At 43.3% G+C, this 15,449-nt stretch carries 12 protein-coding genes, 4 tRNA genes and 2 rRNA genes; 6 read left to right on the forward strand and 12 right to left on the reverse strand.

Annotated features, from left to right (window positions below; all coding sequences use genetic code 11):
- Positions 1 to 188: 188 nt before the first annotated feature.
- The 6 genes from B7E05_RS16850 to B7E05_RS16875 form a co-directional block, all read right to left on the reverse strand.
- Positions 189 to 3,111, reverse strand: a 23S ribosomal RNA gene (locus B7E05_RS16850).
- 189 nt (positions 3,112 to 3,300) lie between these two features.
- Positions 3,301 to 4,865, reverse strand: a 16S ribosomal RNA gene (locus B7E05_RS16855).
- Together the 16S and 23S rRNA genes with 4 tRNA genes alongside form the textbook arrangement of a ribosomal RNA operon.
- A 199-nt stretch (positions 4,866 to 5,064) precedes the next feature.
- Positions 5,065 to 5,138, reverse strand: a tRNA-Ile gene (locus tag B7E05_RS16860).
- 9 nt (positions 5,139 to 5,147) lie between these two features.
- Positions 5,148 to 5,221, reverse strand: a tRNA-Gly gene (locus tag B7E05_RS16865).
- Positions 5,222 to 5,250: 29 nt separating this feature from the next.
- A tRNA-Pro gene (locus tag B7E05_RS16870) sits at positions 5,251 to 5,327 on the reverse strand.
- A gap of 1 nt (position 5,328) precedes the next feature.
- Positions 5,329 to 5,405 (reverse strand) — tRNA-Arg (locus tag B7E05_RS16875).
- A 453-nt stretch (positions 5,406 to 5,858) separates the two neighbouring features.
- Between B7E05_RS16875 and B7E05_RS16880 the strand changes: the two genes are divergently transcribed.
- Genes B7E05_RS16880 through B7E05_RS16890 form a run of 3 tightly spaced genes read left to right on the forward strand, consistent with a single transcriptional unit; the run spans position 5,859 to position 7,694 of the window.
- Positions 5,859 to 6,179, forward strand: coding sequence for a PadR family transcriptional regulator (locus B7E05_RS16880; RefSeq protein ID WP_080875299.1), 321 nt, complete (start codon positions 5,859 to 5,861; stop codon positions 6,177 to 6,179).
- Positions 6,172 to 6,726, forward strand: a complete 555-nt coding sequence (locus B7E05_RS16885; protein ID WP_080875300.1) for a DUF1700 domain-containing protein — start codon at positions 6,172 to 6,174, stop codon at positions 6,724 to 6,726. The genes B7E05_RS16880 and B7E05_RS16885 overlap by 8 nt, the downstream gene beginning before the upstream one ends.
- The gene (locus B7E05_RS16890) at positions 6,723 to 7,694 is read left to right on the forward strand and encodes a DUF4097 family beta strand repeat-containing protein (protein ID WP_080875301.1); all 972 of its coding nucleotides are present in this window, start codon (positions 6,723 to 6,725) and stop codon (positions 7,692 to 7,694) included. The genes B7E05_RS16885 and B7E05_RS16890 overlap by 4 nt, the downstream gene beginning before the upstream one ends.
- A 205-nt stretch (positions 7,695 to 7,899) precedes the next feature.
- On the opposite strand, the gene rbsK is transcribed toward B7E05_RS16890, so the two are convergent.
- From rbsK to B7E05_RS16905, 3 genes are all read right to left on the reverse strand, one after another.
- Complete coding sequence (rbsK, locus tag B7E05_RS16895) at positions 7,900 to 8,787, reverse strand: ribokinase (RefSeq protein WP_080875302.1); 888 nt, start codon at positions 8,785 to 8,787, stop codon at positions 7,900 to 7,902.
- A gap of 1 nt (position 8,788) precedes the next feature.
- A complete protein-coding gene (locus B7E05_RS16900; protein WP_080875303.1) occupies positions 8,789 to 9,778 on the reverse strand; it encodes a LacI family DNA-binding transcriptional regulator in 990 nt (329 codons plus the stop codon).
- A 129-nt stretch (positions 9,779 to 9,907) separates the two neighbouring features.
- Positions 9,908 to 10,810 (reverse strand): DMT family transporter, encoded by a 903-nt coding sequence (locus tag B7E05_RS16905; protein WP_080876345.1) that lies wholly within the window; start codon positions 10,808 to 10,810, stop codon positions 9,908 to 9,910.
- 271 nt (positions 10,811 to 11,081) lie between these two features.
- Between B7E05_RS16905 and B7E05_RS16910 the strand changes: the two genes are divergently transcribed.
- Positions 11,082 to 11,825, forward strand: a complete 744-nt coding sequence (locus B7E05_RS16910) for an SDR family NAD(P)-dependent oxidoreductase (protein WP_080875304.1) — start codon at positions 11,082 to 11,084, stop codon at positions 11,823 to 11,825.
- 61 nt (positions 11,826 to 11,886) lie between these two features.
- Here the strand turns inward: B7E05_RS16910 and B7E05_RS22210 are convergent, their stop codons facing one another.
- The 3 genes from B7E05_RS22210 to B7E05_RS16920 all read right to left on the reverse strand — a co-directional run bounded on the left by B7E05_RS22210 (position 11,887) and on the right by B7E05_RS16920 (position 14,334).
- Complete coding sequence (locus tag B7E05_RS22210; RefSeq protein ID WP_179134565.1) at positions 11,887 to 12,054, reverse strand: hypothetical protein; 168 nt, start codon at positions 12,052 to 12,054, stop codon at positions 11,887 to 11,889.
- 14 nt (positions 12,055 to 12,068) lie between these two features.
- Positions 12,069 to 14,003 carry an aconitate hydratase gene (locus B7E05_RS16915; RefSeq protein ID WP_080875305.1) on the reverse strand — a complete coding sequence of 645 codons (1,935 nt, stop codon included), beginning with the start codon at positions 14,001 to 14,003 and terminating at the stop codon, positions 12,069 to 12,071.
- Positions 14,004 to 14,151: 148 nt separating this feature from the next.
- Positions 14,152 to 14,334 (reverse strand): hypothetical protein, encoded by a 183-nt coding sequence (locus B7E05_RS16920; RefSeq protein WP_080875306.1) that lies wholly within the window; start codon positions 14,332 to 14,334, stop codon positions 14,152 to 14,154.
- 340 nt (positions 14,335 to 14,674) lie between these two features.
- Here B7E05_RS16920 and B7E05_RS22560 point away from each other — a divergent pair, with 340 nt between their 5' ends.
- Positions 14,675 to 14,800 (forward strand): hypothetical protein, encoded by a 126-nt coding sequence (locus tag B7E05_RS22560; protein WP_281252481.1) that lies wholly within the window; start codon positions 14,675 to 14,677, stop codon positions 14,798 to 14,800.
- Entirely contained in the window at positions 14,800 to 15,438 is a 639-nt protein-coding gene (locus B7E05_RS16925; RefSeq protein ID WP_080875307.1) for a serine/threonine protein kinase, read from the forward strand. Before B7E05_RS22560 ends, B7E05_RS16925 begins: the two co-directional genes overlap by 1 nt.
- Positions 15,439 to 15,449 lie beyond the last annotated feature (11 nt).

The raw sequence follows: 15,449 nt of genomic DNA on the forward strand, positions 1-15,449 counted from the left end.
TCGTTCAGTGTTGTCCACAGGACGTGAACGGTTTTAACTGAACATCCTTATTGTTTATGTAACTTGAAGATGTTTCCTGAAAAACAAGGACAAGTTATATTATATGCATTTCAGGATGAAAATGCAACACTTTTTTTAAAAAATTTGCACCCTGAAAACTAAATAAGAGTAACGTGACAAACAAAAACTTAGATAAGTCCTCAATCGATTAGTATCCGTCAGCTGCACGTGTCGCCACGCTTCCACCTCGGACCTATCAACCTCATCGTCTTTGAGGGATTTTACTCACTTGAAGTGATGGGAAGTTTCATCTTGAGGGGGGCTTCATGCTTAGATGCTTTCAGCACTTATCCTTACCACACGTAGCTACCCAGCTATGCTCCTGGCGGAACAACTGGTACACCAGCGGTGTGTCCATCCCGGTCCTCTCGTACTAAGGACAGCTCCTCTCAAACTTCCGACGCCCACGACGGATAGGGACCGAACTGTCTCACGACGTTCTGAACCCAGCTCGCGTACCGCTTTAATGGGCGAACAGCCCAACCCTTGGGACCGACTACAGCCCCAGGATGCGATGAGCCGACATCGAGGTGCCAAACCTCCCCGTCGATGTGAACTCTTGGGGGAGATAAGCCTGTTATCCCCGGGGTAGCTTTTATCCGTTGAGCGATGGCCCTTCCATGCGGAACCACCGGATCACTAAGCCCGACTTTCGTCCCTGCTCGACTTGTAGGTCTCGCAGTCAAGCTCCCTTCTGCCTTTACACTCTTCGAATGATTTCCAACCATTCTGAGGGAACCTTTGGGCGCCTCCGTTACCTTTTAGGAGGCGACCGCCCCAGTCAAACTGCCCGCCTGACACTGTCTCCGAACCGGATCACGGTCCTGGGTTAGAATGGTCATACAGTTAGGGTGGTATCCCACGGATGCCTCCACGTAAGCTAGCGCTCACGTTTCAAAGGCTCCCACCTATCCTGTACAAACTGCACAAACATTCCATATCAGGCTACAGTAAAGCTCCACGGGGTCTTTCCGTCCTGTCGCGGGTAATGCGCATCTTCACGCATAGTATAATTTCACCGGGTCTCTCGTTGAGACAGTGCCCAAGTCGTTGCACCTTTCGTGCGGGTCGGAACTTACCCGACAAGGAATTTCGCTACCTTAGGACCGTTATAGTTACGGCCGCCGTTTACTGGGGCTTCGATTCAGAGCTTCGCCCGAAAGCTAACTCTTCCTCTTAACCTTCCAGCACCGGGCAGGTGTCAGCCCCTATACTTCGCCTTTCGGCTTCGCAGAGACCTGTGTTTTTGCTAAACAGTCGCTTGGGCCTATTCACTGCGGCTCAGACTCAGCCTGAGCACCCCTTCTCCCGAAGTTACGGGGTCATTTTGCCGAGTTCCTTAACGAGAGTTCTCCCGCTCACCTTAGGATTCTCTCCTCGCCTACCTGTGTCGGTTTGCGGTACGGGCACCTATGATCTAACTAGAGGCTTTTCTTGGCAGTGTGAAATCCGGAACTTCGGTACTTCATTTCCCTCCCCGTCACAGCTCAGAAATGGGTCAGACGGATTTGCCTATCTGACTTCCTCGCATGCTTGGACGCACATCCATCAGTGCGCACTCCTTATCCTCCTGCGTCCCCCCATTGCTCAAACAATCATGAGGTGGTACAGGAATATCAACCTGTTATCCATCGCCTACGCCTGTCGGCCTCGGCTTAGGTCCCGACTAACCCTGAGAGGACGAGCCTTCCTCAGGAAACCTTAGGCTTTCGGTGAAAGAGATTCTCACTCTTTTTTCGCTACTCATACCGGCATTCTCACTTCAAAGCGCTCCACCAGTCCTCACGGTCTGACTTCTCTGCCCTTTGAACGCTCTCCTACCATTGTTCGCACTGAACAATCCGCAGCTTCGGTGATACGTTTAGCCCCGGTACATTTTCGGCGCAGCGTCACTCGACCAGTGAGCTATTACGCACTCTTTCAATGATGGCTGCTTCTAAGCCAACATCCTGGTTGTCTGTGCAACGCCACATCCTTTTCCACTTAACGTATACTTGGGGACCTTAGCTGGCGGTCTGGGCTGTTTCCCTTTCGACTATGAACCTTATCACCCATAGTCTGACTCCCAAGCGGAAGTAACTGGCATTCGGAGTTTGACTGAATTCGGTAACCCGGTAGGGGCCCCTAGTCCAATCAGTGCTCTACCTCCAGTACTCTATTGCTTGAGGCTAGCCCTAAAGCTATTTCGGAGAGAACCAGCTATCTCTGTGTTCGATTGGAATTTCACCGCTACCCACACCTCATCCCCGCATTTTTCAACATACGTGGGTTCGGGCCTCCAGTCAGTGTTACCTGACCTTCACCCTGGACATGGGTAGATCACACAGTTTCGGGTCTACGACCGTATACTCACTCGCCCTGTTCAGACTCGCTTTCGCTGCGGCTCCGTGTCTTCCACTTAACCTTGCATACGATCGTAACTCGCCGGTCCATTCTACAAAAGGTACGCCGTCACCCATAAACGGGCTTCGACTACTTGTAGGCACACGGTTTCAGGTTCTATTTCACTCCCCTCCCGGGGTGCTTTTCACCTTTCCCTCACGGTACTGGTTCACTATCGGTCACTAGGGAGTATTTAGCCTTGGGAGATGGTCCTCCCGGATTCCGACGGAATTCCACGTGTTCCGCCGTACTCAGGATACACTCCGGAGGAAACGCTTTTTCGATTACAGGGCTGTTACCTTCTTTGGCTGACCTTTCCAGGTCGATTCATCTAAAGCATTTCTTTGTAACTCCAATGGAATGTCCTACAACCCCAAGAAGCAAGCTCCTTGGTTTGGGCTCTTTCCGTTTCGCTCGCCGCTACTCAGGAAATCGATGTTTCTTTCTATTCCTCCAGGTACTGAGATGTTTCAGTTCCCCGGGTATGCCTCACCTACCCTATGTATTCAGATAGATGTCCTGTTCCATTACGAACAGTGGGTTTCCCCATTCGGAAATCCTCGGATAATAACATTTACTTACAACTCCCCGAGGCATATCGGTGTTAGTCCCGTCCTTCATCGGCTCCTAGTGCCAAGGCATCCACCGTGCGCCCTTATTCACTTAACTAAAGTTTTTGAATAAGATGGCTGATTACGGAATGTAATCATTTGTGTTGCTATATCCATAGCTTTTTGCCTTATTTCTAAAGTTTGATGTCGTTGTTACTCTTATTTAGTTTTCAAGGTACAAACGAGAGAATTGCTCTCTCAAAACTGAACCAAACAACCAAGTACGAATTCCGTAATATATCCTTAGAAAGGAGGTGATCCAGCCGCACCTTCCGATACGGCTACCTTGTTACGACTTCACCCCAATCATTCGTCCCACCTTCGGCGGCTGGCTCCTAAAAAGGTTACCCCACCGACTTCGGGTGTTACGAACTCTCGTGGTGTGACGGGCGGTGTGTACAAGACCCGGGAACGTATTCACCGCGGCATGCTGATCCGCGATTACTAGCGATTCCGGCTTCATGCAGGCGAGTTGCAGCCTGCAATCCGAACTGAGAACGGTTTTCTGGGATTTGCTAAAACGTCACCGCTTCGCTTCCCTTTGTTCCGTCCATTGTAGCACGTGTGTAGCCCAGGTCATAAGGGGCATGATGATTTGACGTCATCCCCACCTTCCTCCGGTTTGTCACCGGCAGTCACCTTAGAGTGCCCAACTAAATGCTGGCAACTAAGATTAAGGGTTGCGCTCGTTGCGGGACTTAACCCAACATCTCACGACACGAGCTGACGACAACCATGCACCACCTGTCACTTTGTCCCCGAAGGGAAAACTCTATCTCTAGAGCGGTCAAAGGATGTCAAGACCTGGTAAGGTTCTTCGCGTTGCTTCGAATTAAACCACATGCTCCACCGCTTGTGCGGGTCCCCGTCAATTCTTTTGAGTTTCAGCCTTGCGGCCGTACTCCCCAGGCGGAGTGCTTAATGCGTTAACTTCAGCACTAAGGGGCGGAAACCCCCTAACACCTAGCACTCATCGTTTACGGCGTGGACTACCAGGGTATCTAATCCTGTTCGCTCCCCACGCTTTCGCTCCTCAGCGTCAGTTACAGACCAGAGAGTCGCCTTCGCCACTGGTGTTCCTCCACATCTCTACGCATTTCACCGCTACACGTGGAATTCCACTCTCCTCTTCTGCACTCAAGTCCTCCAGTTTCCAATGCACGTTTGCAGTTGAGCTGCAAGATTTCACATCAGACTTAAAAAACCGCCTGCGAGCGCTTTACGCCCAATAATTCCGGACAACGCTTGCCACCTACGTATTACCGCGGCTGCTGGCACGTAGTTAGCCGTGACTTTCTGGTCGGGTACCGTCAAGGTACGATCAGTTACTATCGTACTTGTTCTTCCCCGACAACAGAGTTTTACGATCCGAAAACCTTCATCACTCACGCGGCGTTGCTCCGTCAGACTTTCGTCCATTGCGGAAGATTCCCTACTGCTGCCTCCCGTAGGAGTCTGGGCCGTGTCTCAGTCCCAGTGTGGCCGATCACCCTCTCAGGTCGGCTACGCATCGTCGCCTTGGTAAGCCATTACCTTACCAACTAGCTAATGCGCCGCAGGCCCATCTGTAAGTGACAGCAAAAGCCGTCTTTTAACTCCTCATCAGGTGATGGGAAGTGTTATCCGGTATTAGCTCGCGTTTCCGCGAGTTATCCCAGTCTTACAGGCAGGTTGCCTACGTGTTACTCACCCGTCCGCCGCTCGTTCCACGAACTTCCCTCCGAAGAGTTCCGTTCGCTTCCCGCGCTCGACTTGCATGTATTAGGCACGCCGCCAGCGTTCGTCCTGAGCCAAGATCAAACTCTCCATAAAAGTGTTTGAAACGTTAGCTTTCAGAAGTCAACTTCTGACTTATTTTTAAGAAAAACGAGGTTGTCTTTCTTCTTTCGTACTGGTTGTTTTGTTCAGTTTTCAAAGAGCAATTTGTATGTCGCATCTAAAAACAGCGACCTAATTAATATACCATTTTGTAAAAATAATGTCAACAACTTTTTTGAAAGAAATTGTTGAGTGGGCCTGGGTGGACTCGAACCACCGACCTCACGCTTATCAGGCGTGCGCTCTAACCAACTGAGCTACAGGCCCATCATTTCATGGAGCGGGTGAAGGGAATCGAACCCTCGTCATCAGCTTGGAAGGCTGAGGTTTTACCATTAAACTACACCCGCTTATATAGCGAAACAATTTATTCATTTTCTGGTCGGGAAGACAGGATTCGAACCTACGACCCCTTGGTCCCAAACCAAGTGCTCTACCAAGCTGAGCTACTTCCCGGTGGTGCGCCTGAGAGGAGTCGAACCCCTAGCCTCTTGATCCGTAGTCAAACGCTCTATCCAATTGAGCTACAGGCGCTTTATAATCGAACTTTTACATATTATCACATCTGTTGGAACAGTGCAATCATTTTAATTCATAACTGGTCAATTAATCTAGCAATTAACTTGTGCAATCAATCGACTTTTAATACTATAGCATGTCCATTTCTTTGTTGCAAGCAAAAATCCTCCAAAAAATATAATCAAACTATTCTTTCAAAAATCCTCCGCGCTTCTCTTCCATTTATTAAACAGCTATTTCCATAATTTATAATCCTTCATACTCTCTATCAAAAAATAGCTTCTTTCTATTCGCTGCCATACACTCTTTTCTTATATCAAAATAATTGTGCTTCCAAACCTCTTTCACTTTTAAATTGTTTCTTCTATATATAATAGTATGCAAATAAATCACTACTTGTTATTGAATAGTACTGAACAAAATGCTATAGTTGCAAGTAACACCCTACCTATAAAGAAGGTGACTTTATTGAATGCACAATTTAAAAAAGGGGTTCTCGAACTCTGCGTTTTAGTACTGCTTGATAAACAAGATTACTATGGTTATGAGTTAATCAAGCGGATTACGGATAAAATCGAAATATCAGAAGGATCGGTCTATCCCGTTTTACGCCGGATATTAAAACAGGGGTATTGTACAACTTACCTTAGAGAGTCCACCGAAGGGCCAAGCAGAAAGTATTATCATTTAACAGAGGAAGGGAAAGATTATCTCCTGGAACTGAAAGAAGCATATGATAATTTTACGCACGGCGTGGATTCGTTAATGAAGGAGGAGAGAAATGAATAAGTTAGACTTTTTAAAAGAACTCAAAGTTTACTTGCAGGATTTATCATCACAAGAACAAAAAGAAATCATTCAAGATTTTGAAGAGCATTTTGAAATGGGAAGAGCAGAAGGAAAAACAGATGAAGAAATTGTTCGTTCACTAGGTTCCCCACAACAGATAGCAAAAGAATTGCAACCTCAGGAAATAGAACAATACTCGGCAAATCAATCAGAACAAAGCCCTTCCCTTAGAATAGGTATGATTATCGGACTTTTATTCTTTAATCTTATTATTGTACTCGGGCCTGCTATTGGCTTTGCCGGTATCATTCTGTCAATATGGGTTGTTGCTTTTTCATTTGTTGCACAACTTTTTATAGCAGGTATCCAATGGATTATCCAACCTGTTTCATTCTATTTATTTGAATTATTTACTTCTATCACGCTTGCCGGGATAGGGTTACTCATCTTCACGGGGGCAAAATATATAACAAATGCAGCTATCCGTATATTTTCTAAATACATTGCATTTAATGTCCGCCTGGTGAAAGGAGAGAATCGCCCATGATCACAGTAAAAAGAATCACCATTTTGGCTGTTTTCCTGCTTGTTATCGGAATAATAGGAATGGCTGCTACTTTTTCAACTTATAAAGAATCTGCTTCCTATGAAGAAACAGAGTCCATTCCTTTCGATGCAAATGAACTTGAGGAAATTGAAGTAGACGCAAAGAATACGCAAATCCGTCTTCATCCAGCGAACGGTGAGGAACCAAGAGCGGAGTATACCGCAACAGGAAGAAAAACAGAAACACAAGAGCTTGATACCTCTAACGATGGAGAAAAATTGGGCATTCAAATTGAGGAAAACTTCTTTCCTTTCTTTCATGTCGACTTCATGTTTCAATCACATGCTACTTTAGACATTTTTATTCCTGCAAATATGATGGAAAAGATACATGTACAAACGACAAATAGCAAAATAACTGCTTCTGATTTACAAATCAATGAATTGCAGCTTCATACTAGCAACGGGAGAATTGAAGGAGAGAATTTAGAAACGCCTTCCCTCCATGTACAGTCGTCTAATGGAAGAATCGTACTGAATGATGTGCAGGGGGATGTTTACGGGAAATCTTCCAATAGCAGGATTATGTTAGAAAATATTATTGGCCAAGTAACGGCACATACCAGCAATGGAAAAATCGAACTCAATTCCATAGAAGGTGACACGACTGCGGAAACAACAAATGGAAAAGTGGAAGCTCAACATATTTCCGGAGAAATGAATGCTAAAACAAATAATGCAGCTATAAATATAGAAACAGTAGATTTTAATTATCCAATGGATTTACAAACAAGCAATGGAAAAATTACTATTATTTCGGAACAGGAGCCCGAGAACGCTACTTTCGATTTACGTACCAATAATGGCACCATCCGTGTATTTGATTCAAAAGAGTGGGATATCACTTACGGAAATGGCGATACATTGATTAAAGCCCATACGAGTAATGGCGGCATCACAATTGAATAATATGCTGTTGTTTCTCCTTCCAGTCCATGTTTCAAAGTTAAAATTACTGTATTCATTATGTTTACAAACAACAATATCCACGTAGTTTCTGTTAAGAAAATACACAATCCAAAAGGCTGCTCCTGATTATTTCAGAGCAGCCTTACTTCTCCCTTTATATTTTCAGGAATATGGACAACCCTAGAAACAAACAGAAGATAAAATTTTACTTTATCTCCATCCGCTTCACCACAGCTTCTCGTTCCGGCATGCCTCCTTGAGCTCCAATTTTTTCTACAGATAAAGAGGCTGCAGCATTCGCAAATTGGATAGCCTTTTCAATATCTTTTTCTTTGGCATACTCCGTCACGAAAGCACCATTAAAGGTGTCCCCCGCTCCAGTCGTATCTTTTACTTGCGCTGGAAAAGATGGAATGGTTTTCTTTTCTCCATTCGTCAGCATAAAAGCGACGCCCTGCTCTCCCCTTGTTTCGATAATTTTCCCTTTTATCAACGACGCGTCAATGGATTGCTCCATTTCCGAAAGTTCCAATTCATTGGGCGTCAAAAAAGTTACCTTCTTTATAACGGATTCTGGAATATCGGTAAATGGCGCCGGATTAATGACGACCGGAATATCATGCTTATAAGCAAGATCTACCGTATGCGCAACGGCTTCCATCGGTATTTCAAATTGCATTAAAATGATATCACTGGAAAGAATAATATCTTCTTTCTCCTTTAGCCTTTCTGGAGTTATATACTTATTAGCTCCCGGGGCAACAATAATCCGATTATCTCCATCAGATATAATAATGGTAGCAACGCCTGTTGATTCATAAGGAACTGTGGTAATTGCCTCGTCATTCGCTCCTTCTTCACGGAATCGTTCTTTTAAACTTTTACCAAAAGCATCTTCACCCACAGCCCCGACCATGACAACATCTGCTCCGAGTCTGGCTGCTGCAACAGCCTGATTTGCGCCTTTTCCGCCAGGGTAAGTTGTGAACGATTCCCCCATAACTGTCTCCCCTTGCGCAGGTATTTTATCTGTTGTTGTCACCATATCCATATTAATACTTCCAACAACACAAACTCTTGGATTTCTTTTCACACTACTCGCTCCTTTCCTTGGTTGATTGCCGTTTGATTAACTGGACAGTGTATTGTTCAGAGTCACATTCCTTTTGGTTATTAGCCATCTGGTCTATGATTATTTCTACAGCTCGCTTTCCCATTTCATAAATAGGCTGTCCCATTGTAGTCAGCGCCGGTGTTGTGATCTTCCCTATTTCAATTCCGTCAAATCCAATCACCGATAAATCTTCCGGTACACGTAAATGTAAAGCCTCCGCAGCTTTTAAAACGCCGACACCCATTAAATCATTCGCAGCAAACACGCCGTCTATTTCCGGATGTTTTTGTATTAATTCTTTTGTAGCCTGATAAGCTCCGTCAAAAGTGTATTCTCCTGGGACAATATAGTCTTTTTCACAAAAACCGGCTTCTTGCTGCATGACATCCAAATACCCTTTTTTTCTTTCTACTGCACTTGTTGTATCTTCTGGACCGCTTATATGTGCAATTTTTTGACAGCCGTTTTTCTGCAAATAACGTACTGCTTCTGCCGCTCCCGTGCGGTTATTAACCGTAACAGAAATCATATCTGCTATTTTTCTATCTAACGCGACCATCGGTACATCCACTTTATGTAAAGTTTCCAAAGGGATGGAGCTTGATACCATCACGACACCGCCGATTGTTTTTTGTAACAGGGTATGCAGATATTTGATTTCTTTCTCCCGATTATTATCTGTATTACAAAGAATAAATGTGTAGCCTGATTTATTTGCTGTATCCTCCACTGCACGTGCCAGTTCAGGGAAAAATGGATTCATTATATCCGGTACAAATAATGCAATCATGTTGGATGTACCTTTAAAAAGCGTCCTGGCTACATCATTGGGACGATAATCTAATTCCTTGATCGCATCTTCTACCTTTTCTTTGGTTTTTTCATTTATATACCCATTCTGATTCATTACACGGGAAACTGTAGCTACAGATACGCCGGCAAGTTTTGCAACCTCTCGAATTGTCGCCATATCATTCCTCCTCTAATTATATGTAACCCGTTACATACAATTGTAAAGCGATTACATTTTGTTGTCAATGTTTTCATTGTTGGTAGTCTTAAGTAAGCTTCATCCATTATAAAAACGGATAAACCAGGTTCATGGTTCATCCGTCCATTCTTTTGGAACAGCTTGTTTCGATCCACTCTGTAATCTTAAGAAGTAAAATATCCCGACAATAATCAGGACGCCGCCTATCATCTCCACTGGAGTAAGCATTTCCTGCAGGAGGATAACAGCCAGTATCGAAGCACCAACCGGTTCTCCCAATGTGGCCATCGAAACGGTTGTTGTATTGACATAGTTTAATAGCAGATTAAAAATAATATGTGCTCCGGTCGGGAAAATAGCGAGCATGACAAAAACCATCCAATCGTTCGTACTATAGCCCGTAAAGGCTAGCCCGCCAATTAGATTAAAAACAGCCACTGTTATTCCGGCAACCAAAAATACAAAAAAGCTGTACACCCAATGATTAATGGACTTTACATTCCGTTGACCAATCATTAAGTAAAGCACAACAGATATAACAGCCAAGAAAGACAGAATATTCCCCAGAAAAGCTGCACTGCCGCCTCCTAAACTTCCGCCTCCGACAATAACAACACCGATAAAAGCAATCCCCATGGCTGCCACGATACGCATATCTAATTTTTCTTTAAAGAAAATCATTCCTAAGATTAAAGCAATGGCAGGCTGTAGAGCTAAAATCAAGGTAGAACTTGCCACTGTCGTATGTTTTAAAGACTCAAACCATAAGCCAAAATGAGCGGCCAGAAAGATGCCGGCAAATACAATCGCCATCCACTCTTTTTGATTAATTTTTGTGAATGAATGTCGATATTTAAAAACCATCGGCAAAATTAATACACATGCTAAAAACATCCGATACATCACCATAATGGTAGAAGGTGCATCCGATAATTTCACTAGTATTGCCGATAACGATATGCAGATGATTGTAATTACTAAGAGGATATTAATGGTCCCTTGCTTCAATATTCCCCCTCCTTCTAAGTTTAAATGTTGCTTTATTAAGAAGAGATTCAACGTATATGTATCCCCGAGTTATCTCTTATATGAATCGAAAAAATAAAGCCATTACCAAAACAATAATAGCATGATGACTACATTTTTGACATCGATTTAACTTGTAAATCTTTCTTCAGACGAACCTTCTATTTATGTATATATTTTTTGTTGGAAACAGGGTCATTTACAGTGATCATATGATAAACTTTAATGAAATACAAACAAAGAAAAAGGAGAAATTATGCCAAATTTAAAAGATCAAGTCGTACTCGTAACCGGAGCAAATCGTGGACAAGGGAAAGATATCGCCAAACATTTCGCTTCACTTGGCGCAAAAGTTGCAGTTGGAGCAAGGAATCTGGAGGATGCCGAAGCTCTTTCAGTAGAAATCGGGAAAGATCAAAGTCTTCCTGTTCAATTAGATGTGACCAAAGAGGCGGACTGGACAGCAGCAGTCCAATCGATTATGCAAACGTATCATAAAATAGATGTACTCGTTAATAACGCAGGTATCTTCACGAAAAAACCTTTGTTAGATACCACTGTGGAGGATTTTCAACAGTTAATCCAGGTCAATCAGCTTGGGGTTTTTATGGGGTTAAAAGCAGTCGCACCCTACATGGAAAAACAGCAGAAAGGATCGATTGTTAATAATGTATCTATCTCTGCTTTTGCGCCTATTAATGAATCGGCAGCTTATGCAGCTTCCAAAGCCGCTGTTTCCAACCTTTCCAAATCTGCTGCAATCGAGTTGGGACCTAAGGGAATCCGAGTAAATTCCATTCATCCCGGCGTTATTGAAACAAATATGGCCAGCAGCGGTAATTTGAATGTCAATGAAGCGGAGGCTATCCCGCTAAAAAGACTCGGACAGTCCAATGACATAGCAAAAGTAGCCGCTTTTCTTGCTTCGGATGAGAGTGCTTATTGTAATGGTGCTGAAATTGTGGTAGATGGGGGACTTACTTTAGGAACCGATGTTTAAATAAAAAATAAGCCGAAGCTCACGCTGTATCTATCCACAGCACTGCTTCAGCTTATTATCCTCAATCAATTACCCTGTGATTTTCATCTACCTGCAACTTTTCTGTTTTTTCCGCAGCAGCAACAAATCCATCACCGTGACAAACCGTGCACGTATACTGCCACTGTTCATCATCTCTCAATAGACCTGTCCCATCACAGGCTTTGCAAGCATGTTCCTGAGATCCCATAGCTGACTTCCTTTCTATTGTTTTTCTTTAATCCAATTAATAATTCCGCCAGCAAGAAGGATGTCAAGATGCCGTTTTGTTAAATCATGCTGGACTGTAATCGTGCGATCTGTCCCCTGCAATTTAATATCAAATTGGCGCTGATTTTGAATCGTTTGATGGATATTTCGAAACTCCAGCACATCTTCCTGACGAACTAAATCATAATCTTCTTCATTGACAAAGGTTAATGGTAAAATACCAAAATTAATCAAGTTCTGCAGATGAATACGGGCAAAGTCTTTCACAAGTACGACCTTTAATCCTAAATAACGGGGAGCGAGCGCTGCGTGTTCCCGGCTCGAACCTTGTCCGTAGTTAAAACCTGCAGCCACCATATGGCCGCCGTCATCCCGCTTCTTCATTGCCTTTTCATAATAATCATCATCAATAATTTCAAATGCAAAGGTACTGATTTTTTGAATATTACTTCGATACGGTAAAACGCGTGAACCGCCGGCAAGGATTTCGTCGGTAGAAATGTTATCTCCCATTTTCAATAATACAGGAACATCAAAATTATCTTCAATTGGCTCAAAGTCCGGAATCGTAGTGATATTTGGTCCTTTTTCCAATTCAATTTGACTATTATCAGCCGGAGGTGCTTCCAGCATGCCCTGCGTCGAAAATTTCGTTGGTTCTTTTATTTTCGGATAAGGCATATCCAATGTTCTCGGATCTGTAATCACACCTGCTAACACAGAAGCAGTTGCCGTTTCCGGACTGCAGAGGAAAACACTGTCTTCTCTTGTTCCGGACCGGCCTGGAAAGTTTCTTGGTGTGGTCCGTAAACTATTTTTTCCTGTTGCCGGCGCTTGCCCCATACCGATACAGCCGTTACAGCCTGCCTGATGCATTCGGGCGCCAGCAGACAGCAAATTCGCAATATGTCCGTTTTCTACAAGCTGCTCCAACAATTGACGAGAAGTTGGATTAATATCCAGGGAAGTACCGTTGGCAATCTGTTTTCCTTTTACAATTTCACTAGCAATTGCAAAATCGCGATACCCCGGATTGGCAGACGAACCGATATAAGACTGATAAAGCTCTTCTCCGGCTACCTCCGTAACAGGTACCACATTTCCTGGACTGGACGGTTTCGCAATCAACGGTTCCAACGCAGATAAATCAATTTCTTCCTGTTCATCATAAACCGCTCCATCATCTGCTTTTAATTCAATCCACTCATCTTCACGTCCTTGCGTTTTTAGAAAATGCTTTATTTCTTCATCTGACGGAAACACCGTGGCGGTCGCCCCAAGTTCTGCTCCCATATTGGCAATAACGTGGCGATCCATGGCAGATAATTCTTTCACGCCTGGTCCATAGTATTCAAGAACTTTGCCTACACCGCCTTTTACGCCATGGCGACGCAACATCTCTAAAATGACGTCTTTGGCACTGACCCAATCAGGTAATTTCCCCTTCAATTCAATTCCCATGATTCGAGGCATTTTCACATAATAAGGTTCGCCGGCCATTGCCATCGTCACATCGATACCACCAGCTCCCATTGCCAGCATGCCCATACAGCCGTTCGCACATGTATGACTATCGGAACCTAATAAAGTTTTACCGGGACGTGCCAATTGCTGCATGTGAACAGGGTGACTGACACCGTTTCCAGGTCTGCTGTAATAAACACCAAATTTCTGAGCCGCACTTCTTAAAAACAAATGGTCATCCGCATTACGGAAATCTTCTTGAATCAAGTTGTGATCTACGTATTGTGCAGAAGCTTCTGTTTTAACCCTATCGATGCCCATTGCTTCCAATTCCAGCATAACCATGGTGCCTGTCGCATCTTGTGTCAATGTCTGGTCAATCTTCAGACCAATCTCTTCTCCAGCCTTCATCTCTCCTGACAGCAAATGATCCTGAATTAATTTTTGAGCTGCATTAAGCTGCATGATTTCTCCTCCTTATGGTATACTATCCTGTTTAGAATATGCTTATATAATTATTATTACACGTATCAAATAAAGTTAAACTGCATATTGTTCTGAAAAGACCATCAATTTTTCCGACAGGCATACGTTATGAAAAATAACTTACGCTTTATTTGGATTTTCGTTTCCTTCCGATTTCCGGCAAAATATAAGCACCGCTAATAAAACCAGCTATCAGAAAACCAATCACACCATTCCAATAGGGCTCTCCACCAAGAACGAGACTTAAAACAAACATGGTAACGGAGCTTATGAAAGCAAATAAAAGACCGTCCTTCCAGCGTTTTTTCACTACTCCCCGCTCCTTTCAGGTTCTTTACATATGTTTACCCTTAAAGAAAGCACAGGAAACGGGGAACAACCTTCTATATCATTCCAAATGAAAACTTATATTAAAAAAATGCATTTACAATTGCACTTATGGAACAACCCTTATATAATAAACGAAAATATGAATTGCAATAACCTCAAAGGGGAGTAGCATAATAGCAGCTGTCGTCATTACAGGAGAAATCCTCGGCACTGCTGGCAAGCGTTTTAACGGTTGCTTGCGAGACCTTTGTCCAAAAACAAGTGGGCAAAGGTCTCTTTTTATTACCTTTCGCCGCACTTACTTTAAGGAGGAAAAAAAGATGTCTAAACGAACGAAGCTTCTAAAGTCGCGAATGGTAAAAGAAGGAATAAGACAAGCACAAAAGCATGCCATACCTGTTATAAAGAAGGAAATTGCCAAAAGAAAAGGCACATTTAAAAAATAATGACACAATCCAGATACGCCTACTATGCATCCACTGTTTTATTTGGTAACAAAAATAAACGTGTGCACGTTCTTCAGCATCATAATGATTTACAACTGTATGGCATAGGAAGAAGCGCTGCTGTATTTAAGATAAAAAAGGAAAATAGAGTAATCAAGATTTTTTATCCGCAATTCAAACGAACAGCAATGGAAGAGAAGCAAAACTACGAAAGATTAAATGGAAGTAACTACTACCCTGCTATTTATGAAGCAGGTGTCAATTATCTGGTAATGGATTTTATGGAAGGCAAAACATTTTTTGAATGTCTTGCAAAGGGGATTCCCTTAAAACCTTACCATATCAAGCATGTGGACAATGGTTTGCAATATGCAAGGAGCGTTGGATTAAATCCTTCAGATATACACTTGCATAACCTGATTCTGACAAACGATGATAACGTGCGTATCATTGACGTGGCACGTTTTTCCCAAGAAAAAATATGTACGCAATGGGACGATTTAAAATGTGCTTACAGACAATATTATCAACGTCCTTTTTTCCCGAAAAAGGTCCCAAAATGGGTAATGCATACGATATCAAAGCTGTACCAGCTGTATAAATATAAACCTCAAAAAAGGAAAAGAGCGAAATGCTGACTCTTTTCCTT

It is taken from the genome of Oceanobacillus timonensis (genome assembly GCF_900166635.1).
Classification (GTDB): Bacteria; Bacillota; Bacilli; order Bacillales; family Amphibacillaceae; genus Oceanobacillus; species Oceanobacillus timonensis.

Bases quoted from the DNA above. Each gene is read 5' to 3' on its own strand.
- B7E05_RS16890 (WP_080875301.1), top strand. From the start codon at position 6,723: ATGATCACAGTAAAAAGAATCACCATTTTGGCTGTTTTCCTGCTTGTT.
- B7E05_RS22210 (WP_179134565.1), bottom strand. From the start codon at position 12,054: ATGGGATCTCAGGAACATGCTTGCAAAGCCTGTGATGGGACAGGTCTA.
- B7E05_RS16910 (WP_080875304.1), top strand. From the start codon at position 11,082: ATGCCAAATTTAAAAGATCAAGTCGTACTCGTAACCGGAGCAAATCGT.
- B7E05_RS16915 (WP_080875305.1), bottom strand. From the start codon at position 14,003: ATGCAGCTTAATGCAGCTCAAAAATTAATTCAGGATCATTTGCTGTCA.
- B7E05_RS16900 (WP_080875303.1), bottom strand. From the start codon at position 9,778: ATGGCGACAATTCGAGAGGTTGCAAAACTTGCCGGCGTATCTGTAGCT.
- B7E05_RS16885 (WP_080875300.1), top strand. From the start codon at position 6,172: ATGAATAAGTTAGACTTTTTAAAAGAACTCAAAGTTTACTTGCAGGAT.
- B7E05_RS22560 (WP_281252481.1), top strand. From the start codon at position 14,675: ATGTCTAAACGAACGAAGCTTCTAAAGTCGCGAATGGTAAAAGAAGGA.
- B7E05_RS16925 (WP_080875307.1), top strand. From the start codon at position 14,800: ATGACACAATCCAGATACGCCTACTATGCATCCACTGTTTTATTTGGT.